Raw genomic sequence first — 7,939 nt, 5'->3', positions numbered from 1 at the left:
GGGGTGGCTCATAAAGGTCCACGACGCCGCGAGCAGTCCCTCGCCCCCGGAACTATGGCGTCCGGCTCCGTCGACGGTCCATGGGACACGTGAACGAGGCGGATCTGGAGTGGACCGAGACCGACCGCGGCGAGGCCCGATTCAAACGCAAGCAGCTCGGCGAGGCGGCCGGCGGCGACGCGCTCGGGTGTAGCCTGTACGAGTTGCCGTCGGGTCACAAGTCGTGGCCGTTCCACTACCACGCCGCGAACGAGGAGGCGATCTACGTCCTCGCGGGCACCGGCGCGATCCGGCTGGCGACGGGGGAGGACGACCCCGCCGACGAGACCCACGACCTCGAGCCGGGCACGTACGTCGCGCTTCCCGCCGACGCGTCGGGCGGCCACCGGGTGATCAACGACTCGGAGGGATCCCTCCGGTACCTCGCGATCTCGACGATGATCGAGCCGGACGTCACGGTGTATCCCGACTCGGGGACGTTCGGGGTGTACGTGGGATCCCCGCCGGGCGGGCGGGAGGAGCGCTCGCTGGAGGGGTACTACGACGCCGACGCGGACGTCGGCTACTGGGACGGGGAGTAGCCGTCGCCGAAGCCGTCGTCGGGGCCATCACCGAAGCCGTCGCCGGAGCCGCCGGTCGTCCCCGGTCTCGCGGAGTCACGGCACGGGAACGCCCGACAGGAGTTATGTGGGTCGCGCCGGAACCGTCGGATATGCGATACCTCGTAGCCACCGACGGGTCCACGCTGGGTGACGAAGCGGTCCGGTACGCCGCGTGCCAGGCGGTCGCGTTCGACGCCACGCTCGTGATCGCCCACGTGTTGACGCCGGACTCCGAACTGATCGACGGCACGCTCGTCCTCCCCGGCGAGGAGGCGGCCGTCGAGGGGGGCGAGCGCGTCCTCGAGAACGCGCGGTCGGTCGCCGTCGACGTCGCCGACGAGGAAGGATCCGAGATCGACGTCGAGACGCAGCTACTCACCGGCCGCCCGGCGGACGCGATCACGGAGTTCGCGGGCGAGACCGCCGCCGACGCGATCTACGTCGGCCACCGCGGGCTCTCCGAGGAGCGCGAACAGGTCGTCGGCAGCGTCGCGAAGAGCGTCGTCGACAAGGCGGTCGTCCCGGTGACGGTCATCCGGTGACGGCCGTTCGGTGATGGCCGTCCGGTCGCGGTCTCCAGTGACGGCCTCCAGTGGCGACCGGGACGACCCGCCGTCGATCGGTGCCGCTCGACGCCGACCGCCGTCCGGATCCGAACGCCGACAGGCTTTAGTCTCCGGGAAGAGTAATGTACAGTATGGACAAGAACGTCGGCACCATGGACAAACGCGTCAGGACGGTCATCGGCGCAGTGCTGGGGGTCACGTCGCTCGCGACGCTCGCCGGATCCCTGCCGCTTCCCGCGATCGCGTCGCCGATCCTCGGCGTCGCCGCGCTCGTCATGCTCGCCACCGCCGCGACCGGAACGTGTGGACTGTACGCACTTTTCGGGATCGACACCTGCTCCGTCTCTCCCGGCGAAACCCGGTAGTCGCGTTCGGAACCGCTCGGCGGTAGTCGGGCCGATCGTTCGGAACCGCTTCGGCGGCGTTACTCCCAGGCGTCCGGGCCGAAGTCCGGGTGAACCCGCCGGTCGTACCGATCGATCCCGTCGATCCGTTCGACCTCCTCGTCCGACAGATCCAGGGTCCGGCTCGCCCAGTTGTCGGCGATGTGGTCCGCGCTCGTCGCCTTCGGGATCGCCGTCACGCTCTTCTCGCGGAGCCACGCCAGACTGACCTGTGCGGCGCTCGCGTCGTGGTCGGCGGCGATCTCGCCGAGCACGTCGTCGTCGAACACCGCGCCGCGCGCCAGCGGCGAGTAGCCGACGAGTTCGTAGCCGTGTTCCGCGGCGTGCTCGCGCAGCTCCGTCTGCTTGCAGAACGGGTGCGTCTCGACCTGGTTCGCGAACACCGGCGCCTCGAGGACGTCCATGGCCCGCTCGACGTGGTCGGGCTCGAAGTTCGAGACGCCCACGCGCTCGATCAGCCCGCGGTCGCGGAGCTCGTCGAACGCCGGCAGCGTCTCGTCGGGGTCGTACGCGCCGGCCGGCCAGTGGACGTACAGCAGGTCGACGGCGTCGACGCCGAGCTTCTCGAGGCTCTCCTCGGTCGTCTCGATCACGTCCTCGTACGCGAGGTTCGAGATCCACACCTTGGTGGCGAGGAAGACGTCCTCGCGGTCGACGTCGGCGGCGGCGATCCCCTCACCGACGGCCGCCTCGTTCCCGTACGCCTGTGCGGTGTCGACGTGGCGGTATCCCGTCTCGAGCGCGGTCTTCACGCTCTCCGCGCACCGATCGGGGTTCTCGTTCTCCCAGGTGCCGAGTCCGAGGACCGGCATCCCGTTCGCCCGGGTCACGCTATCGGCCGACTGCTCCGAAGAAGGCATGGATCGAGGTGGGCGCTCGAGCGACTAAGGGGTTCGGAAACCGGACGGCGGGACGCCCCCTCGGCTTCCGGTCGACGCTCGCCCGCGACGCGTCCTCACGCCCCGATCTCGACGTCCTCCGGGACGAACGGCTCGAGGTCCAGCCGCTCTATCGTGGCCGCCTCGGGGACGCCAGCCTCGGTCCAGCCGCGGATGTCGTAGTACTCCTCGAGCATCGTCTCGAACTCCGCCTCGGTGACTCGGTTGCCGTCGGCGGGGCCGCCGGACTCCAGCGGCTCGGTCAGCCGCTCGGGGAGGCTGTCGTCCGCCCGGTCGAACCCCTCGCGCAGGTTGAAGAGGCGGGTCATCGTCCACGCCCGCTCGCCGACCGTCTCGAGGTCGTCGACGGTCAGGTCGTAGCCGAGCTCCCGGAGCCACTCGGCGACGCGCTCGTAGTTGTAGGCGGTGAAGTCGCACGCGACCATGCTGAACGACAGCGCGCCCTCGTTCTGCTCGTCGACGACGGCCGCCGCGTGCCCCTCGGTGTCGAACGGGTCGCGCTCGCCGCCCAGCGCGTCCGACCCGATCGGGAAGGCGCGCTGGTGACACGCGCCGCGGTCCGAGGTCGCGTACGCGAGCGCCATGCTGAGCGAGGCGCGCGGATCGTACGCCGGCAGCTCCATCCCCTTCACCTCGACCGCGGCCTCGCGGGCCTCCGGGGCGTCCGGACAGAGCCGCTCCGCCGCGCCGACGGTCCCCTCCGCGAGCGCGTCGCCGATCCCGTCGCGGTGGGCGACCCGCTCGACCACCTCCGCCGCCGTCTCGGCGTCGCCGAACTCGATGTCGAAGTCGACGAACCCCCGCTCGCTCGCCTCCATCAGCCACGAGACGACGTTCCCCAGCGTGATCGTGTCCATCCCGAGCCGGTCGGCGCGGTCCGCGAGCTCCGTCACGCCCGTCACGTCGGTCACGTCCGTGTTCGCGCCCATCATCCCGATCGTCTCGTACTCCGGGCCCCACGCGACGCTGGCGTCCGGAAACGCTCCGTCGACGTCGGTGCCGGAGAAGTCGGTGACGTGGCCGCAGGCGACCGGGCAGTTGTAACAGGAGTCCGGCCGTCTGTGTCCCGGCTCGAAGGCGTCGATGTTGAGCGTCTCGACGTCGGCTATCGTCCCCTCCGTCCAGTTGTGCGAGGGGAGCGCGCCGACCTCCTGGGTCCAGTCGACGATGAGCTGGGTGCCCCCCTCCCGCGCCCACTCGACCTCCGCGTCGTTGCCGAGCCGTCGCATGTGGTCGATCCGGAGGTCCTGGAGCCCGCCGTCGTCCGGCTTCGTCCCGCTGGCGACCACCGCCTTGAGGTTCTTGCTGCCCATCACCGCGCCGACGCCGCCGCGGCCCGCGTGGTGTGAGGCCTCGTCGCTCGAGATCGTCGCGAACCTCACCTCGTTTTCCCCCGCGGGCCCGATCGCGGCGACCTTGGTGTCGCGGTCGGGGAACTCCCGTGCGGTCTCGCGGGCGTCGTGGCTCCCCCACAGGTGCCTCGCGTCCTCGATCGAGACCTCGCCGTCGTCGACGCGGAGCAGGACCGGCTCGTCGGCGCTGCCCTCGAAGACGACCCCGAGGTAGCTCGGCATCGCGAACCGGAACATCGAGGGGAAGTGGCCGCCGGAGTACGAGTCGACGAACGCGCCCGTCAGCGGCGACTTGGTCACCACGCCGTACCGCGAGGTGCCGGGCGCGTGCCCCGTGAGCGGGCCGAACATGAAAAAGAGGGGATTCTCCGGCGAGAGCGGGTCCGTTCCGGGCGGCAGCTCGTCGAGGAGCATCGCGGCCCCGAGCCCCTTCCCGGAGACGAACGCGTTCCGGTACGCCTCCGGGACCTCCTCGGTCTCGACGGTTCGGTCCGAGAGGTTCACCCGAAGCAGGTGACGCATCTCGCTCGGTACGCTGCCGGTCGCGGCCCCGTCCGTCGTGGTTGCCATCGACCCGATATCGACGCCGCCGTACAAAAGCGTGTGCCGCGCGCCGGCCGGATCGGACGCCGCCGAACGCCGTGAAATCCGTTCTCATGGCCGAGCGCCGTGGATCACAAAGCCCTTTTCTGCTGCCCCCGACCTCTCGGCCGATGAGCGACTTCCCCGAGGCGATCGACGTCGACTACGCGGACGGCGAGGGCGAAGACCCCGGCGACTACCCGTCGCTCCAGCACAAGATCGAGAAGGCGATCGAGGTCACGCGGCTGGGCCTCGAGCAGTACGACAACCCCGCGGTGATGTGGACCGGCGGGAAGGACTCGACGCTCACGCTGTACTTCATCAACGAGGTGGCAGAGCAGTTCGGCTACGAGAAGCCGACCGCGGTGTTCATCGACCACTTCCAGCACTTCGACGAGATCACGGACTTCGTCGAGCACTGGGCCGACGAGTGGGGGATCGACCTCGTGTACGCCCGCAACGACGACGTGGGCGCGTACGTCGACGAGCACGGGCTCGAGCCGGGCGACGACGTCCCCGTCTCGGCGCTCTCCGAGCACAACCGACACCACGTTCGCGAGATCCTCGAGTACGAGGAGGACACGTTCCCGTTCCTCCTGGACACCTACGTGGGCAACCACCTGCTGAAGACGGTCGCGCTCAACGACGCCCTGGAGGAACACGACATCGACGGCGTCATCTCGGGCGTGCGCTGGGACGAACAGGAGGCGCGCGCGGACGAGACGTTCTTCTCGCCGCGTCACGACCCGGACATCTACCCGCCGCACGACCGGATCCAGCCCATCCTCCAGTTCGACGAGCGCGACGTGTGGGACGCGTTCTGGCAGGTCGTCGTCCCGGAGACGGTCGAGGGCTTCCCCGAGGAGGGGTACGTCCCCGAGTCGGCCGAGGACCTCCCCGAGGGCATCGAGCAGTCCGACGTGCCGATCTCGCCGAAGTACTTCGCCGGGTTCCGCTCGCTCGGCAGCGAGGTCAGCACGGAGAAGACGACCGGCGAGCCCGCCTGGCTCCAGGACCTCGAGAACACCACCGAGCGCGCCGGCCGCGCCCAGGACAAGGAGGACCTGATGGAGCGGCTCCGCGACCTCGGCTACATGTAGGGTAGGCGGTCGACACGGCATCAAACGATCGACACGGACCGATCGACGGCGTACGCGTCACGGGTCGCCGCCGATCGTGCCGTCTCCGACGTGTTTTTCCACCGCTGGGGCGACCCTCCGGTAACATGGGCCTGTTCGATCGACTCCGCGGCGACGACGACCCCCGCGTCGTCTTCCTCGGCATCGACGGCGTACCGTACGACCTCGTCGCGGACCACCCCGAGGTCTTCGAGAACCTCCACCGCATCGCCGACGAGGGGGCCGGCGGCCGGATCTCCAGCATCGTTCCGCCCGAGTCGAGCGCCTGCTGGCCGAGCCTCACCACCGGCGTCAACCCCGGGAAGACTGGCGTGTACGGCTTTCAGGACCGCGAGGTCGGCTCCAACGAGACGTACGTCCCGATGGGCAAACACGTGCGGGCGACCCGCCTCTGGGACCGGGTGACCGCGGACGGCGGCGACGCGACCGTGCTCAACGTCCCCGTGACGTTCCCGCCGCAGGACGACGTCCAGCGCATGGTCTCCGGCTTCCTCTCGCCCTCGATCGAGGCCGCCGCGAGCGACGCGGAGGTCCGGTCGGTCCTCGAAGCGAACGACTACGCCATCGACGTCGACGCCAAACTCGGCCACGACGAGGACAAGTCGGCGTTCCTCGAGAACGCCCACGACACGCTCGACGCGCGCTACGAGGTCTTCGACCACTACCTCTCCGCGGACGACTGGGACCTCTTTTTCGGCGTGTTCATGACGACCGACCGAGTGAACCACTTCCTCTTCGGCGACTACGCGAACGACACGGACGACGCCGACGCCTTCCTCGAGTTCTACCGCTCGCTCGACGACTACGTCGGCCGGATATACGACGACCTCCCCGAGGACGTCTCGCTCGTGATCGCCTCCGACCACGGGTTCACGGAGCTGGTCCACGAGGTGAACTGTAACGAGTGGCTCGCCCGCAACGGCTACCTGGACTACGACGGCGACGAGCCCGACGAGCTCGCCGACATCAGCGCCGACACCGAGGTCTTCTCCTTCATCCCCGGTCGGTTCTTCGTCAACCTCGAGGGGCGGGAGCCGGACGGCGCGGTGCCGGACGAGGAGTACGAGGCGGTCCGCGACCGGCTGATCGACGACCTGGAGTCGATGTCCGGCCCCGACGGCTCGCCCGTCTGCGCGCAGATCCACAGGGGAGAGGACGTCTTCGACGGCCCGGCCGACGACATCGCGCCCGACGTGGTCGTCGTCCCCGAGGACGGCTTCGACCTGAAGTCCGGCTTCGGCCGCAAGGAGGCGGTGTTCAGCCAGGGTCCCCGAAACGGGATGCACAAGTTCTCGAACGCGTGTCTGTTCACCGACGACGACCGGGTCGCGATCGACGACGTCGACCTCTTCGATCTGACGCCGACGCTGCTCGAGATGCTCGAGGTCGACGCGGACACCGCCGAGTTCGACGGGCGGAGCCTCCTGCGGTCGTAGGTCCGTTCGATCTCCCGCGGTCGTGGACCCGTTCGAAGCACTCGGGACGCCCGGGACCGCGCCGGCTGTAGAGTTTTGTACCTCTGGGCGGTAGTGCCGTGTATGGCAGAAGACGCCACGGACGACGACGCGAACGACTCGCTCTCGCGGCTCGGCCGGGTCGCGCTCGGTCTCGGGCTCGCGCTCCAGGCCTCCGAGGACTTCCGGGACATGGAGGACACGATAGAGTACGCCGACTCCGCGGGCGTCCCCGTCCCCGAGATCGCGGCCCCGCTGGCCTCCGGAACGATGGTCGTCGCCGGGCTGGGGATCGCGCTCTGGCGGCTCCCGCGGGTCGCGACCGGCGCGGCCGCGACGTTCCTCGCGGTCGTCACGGCGACGATGCACGACTTCTGGAACGCCGACGAGGACGACAGAAGCGGCGAGCGGCTGGCCTTCTTCGGGAACCTCGCGATGCTCGGCGGGGTGCTCGTCTTCCTCCGGCGGGCGTACCGCTCCGAGTGAGCGGCGGTCCCGTCCGGAGCGTCCCTCGATCGTCCGTACTTTTATTTCTCCGTACCGTGTGAATACGATTACACACGGAATCGACCATGTCCCACGACACCACCGCCGCCGACGCGCCGACGCCCGAGTTCGCCCTCCGACGCCGCGTCGTCGCGGCGATCGCCGACGACGCGGTCGAATCGGTGAGCGACCTCCGCCCCCGCGGTCGCGCCGAGGAGATCGAGGCCGCGCTCCGCGAGACCCACCTCCCCGCGCTCGAGGAGGCGGGCTACATCGAGTGGGATCCCGAAACCGGCGAGATCGAACCCGGCCCGAACTTCTCGGAGGCCGCGGCACACGTCGCGGACCTCCCGGATCCGGTTCACGACCCCGAGTCCGCCGACGACTGAGCGATCCGTCTCGACCCGCGCCGATCCCGCGTCGACCGGCCCGTTCCGAGGCGCTCGACGCCGACC

The 7,939-nt window shown here is 69.7% G+C and carries 9 protein-coding genes; 7 read left to right on the top strand and 2 right to left on the bottom strand.

From position 1 onward, the window contains the following. Positions 1-80 precede the first annotated feature (80 nt). The 3 genes from AXA68_RS14600 (at position 81) to AXA68_RS14590 (ending at position 1,533) form a co-directional block, all read left to right on the top strand. Entirely contained in the window at positions 81-581 is a 501-nt protein-coding gene (locus AXA68_RS14600) for a cupin domain-containing protein (protein WP_066418263.1), read from the top strand. 131 nt (positions 582-712) lie between these two features. Further along, positions 713-1,144 carry a universal stress protein gene (locus AXA68_RS14595; protein WP_066418260.1) on the top strand — a complete coding sequence of 144 codons (432 nt, stop codon included), beginning with the start codon at positions 713-715 and terminating at the stop codon, positions 1,142-1,144. A gap of 155 nt (positions 1,145-1,299) precedes the next feature. Beyond that, positions 1,300-1,533: a YgaP family membrane protein gene (locus AXA68_RS14590; protein ID WP_066418256.1), complete on the top strand. Its 234-nt coding sequence runs from the start codon at positions 1,300-1,302 to the stop codon at positions 1,531-1,533. A gap of 59 nt (positions 1,534-1,592) precedes the next feature. Here the strand turns inward: AXA68_RS14590 and AXA68_RS14585 are convergent, their stop codons facing one another. Together AXA68_RS14585 and AXA68_RS14580 are read right to left on the bottom strand one after the other, a co-directional pair. Further along, positions 1,593-2,384 carry an aldo/keto reductase gene (locus AXA68_RS14585; protein ID WP_066418685.1) on the bottom strand — a complete coding sequence of 264 codons (792 nt, stop codon included), beginning with the start codon at positions 2,382-2,384 and terminating at the stop codon, positions 1,593-1,595. Between the two features lie 143 nt (positions 2,385-2,527). Continuing rightward, entirely contained in the window at positions 2,528-4,393 is a 1,866-nt protein-coding gene (locus AXA68_RS14580) for an aldehyde ferredoxin oxidoreductase family protein (protein WP_066418249.1), read from the bottom strand. A gap of 143 nt (positions 4,394-4,536) precedes the next feature. Between AXA68_RS14580 and AXA68_RS14575 the strand changes: the two genes are divergently transcribed. The 4 genes from AXA68_RS14575 (at position 4,537) to AXA68_RS14560 (ending at position 7,873) form a co-directional block, all read left to right on the top strand. Beyond that, positions 4,537-5,505: a phosphoadenosine phosphosulfate reductase family protein gene (locus tag AXA68_RS14575; protein WP_066418242.1), complete on the top strand. Its 969-nt coding sequence runs from the start codon at positions 4,537-4,539 to the stop codon at positions 5,503-5,505. Between the two features lie 125 nt (positions 5,506-5,630). Next, positions 5,631-6,980 carry an alkaline phosphatase family protein gene (locus tag AXA68_RS14570; protein ID WP_066418240.1) on the top strand — a complete coding sequence of 450 codons (1,350 nt, stop codon included), beginning with the start codon at positions 5,631-5,633 and terminating at the stop codon, positions 6,978-6,980. A gap of 102 nt (positions 6,981-7,082) precedes the next feature. Next, the gene (locus AXA68_RS14565; protein ID WP_066418238.1) at positions 7,083-7,484 is read left to right on the top strand and encodes a DoxX family protein; all 402 of its coding nucleotides are present in this window, start codon (positions 7,083-7,085) and stop codon (positions 7,482-7,484) included. An 86-nt stretch (positions 7,485-7,570) separates the two neighbouring features. Then, entirely contained in the window at positions 7,571-7,873 is a 303-nt protein-coding gene (locus AXA68_RS14560; RefSeq protein ID WP_066418236.1) for a DUF7344 domain-containing protein, read from the top strand. The last annotated feature ends 66 nt before the right edge of the window (positions 7,874-7,939 follow it).

It is taken from the genome of Halorubrum aethiopicum (assembly GCF_001542905.1).
GTDB classification, from domain to species: Archaea; Halobacteriota; Halobacteria; order Halobacteriales; family Haloferacaceae; genus Halorubrum; species Halorubrum aethiopicum.
The sequence above is the reverse complement of the archived record's forward strand: the minus strand, read 5'-3'. Positions and strand labels throughout refer to the sequence as shown.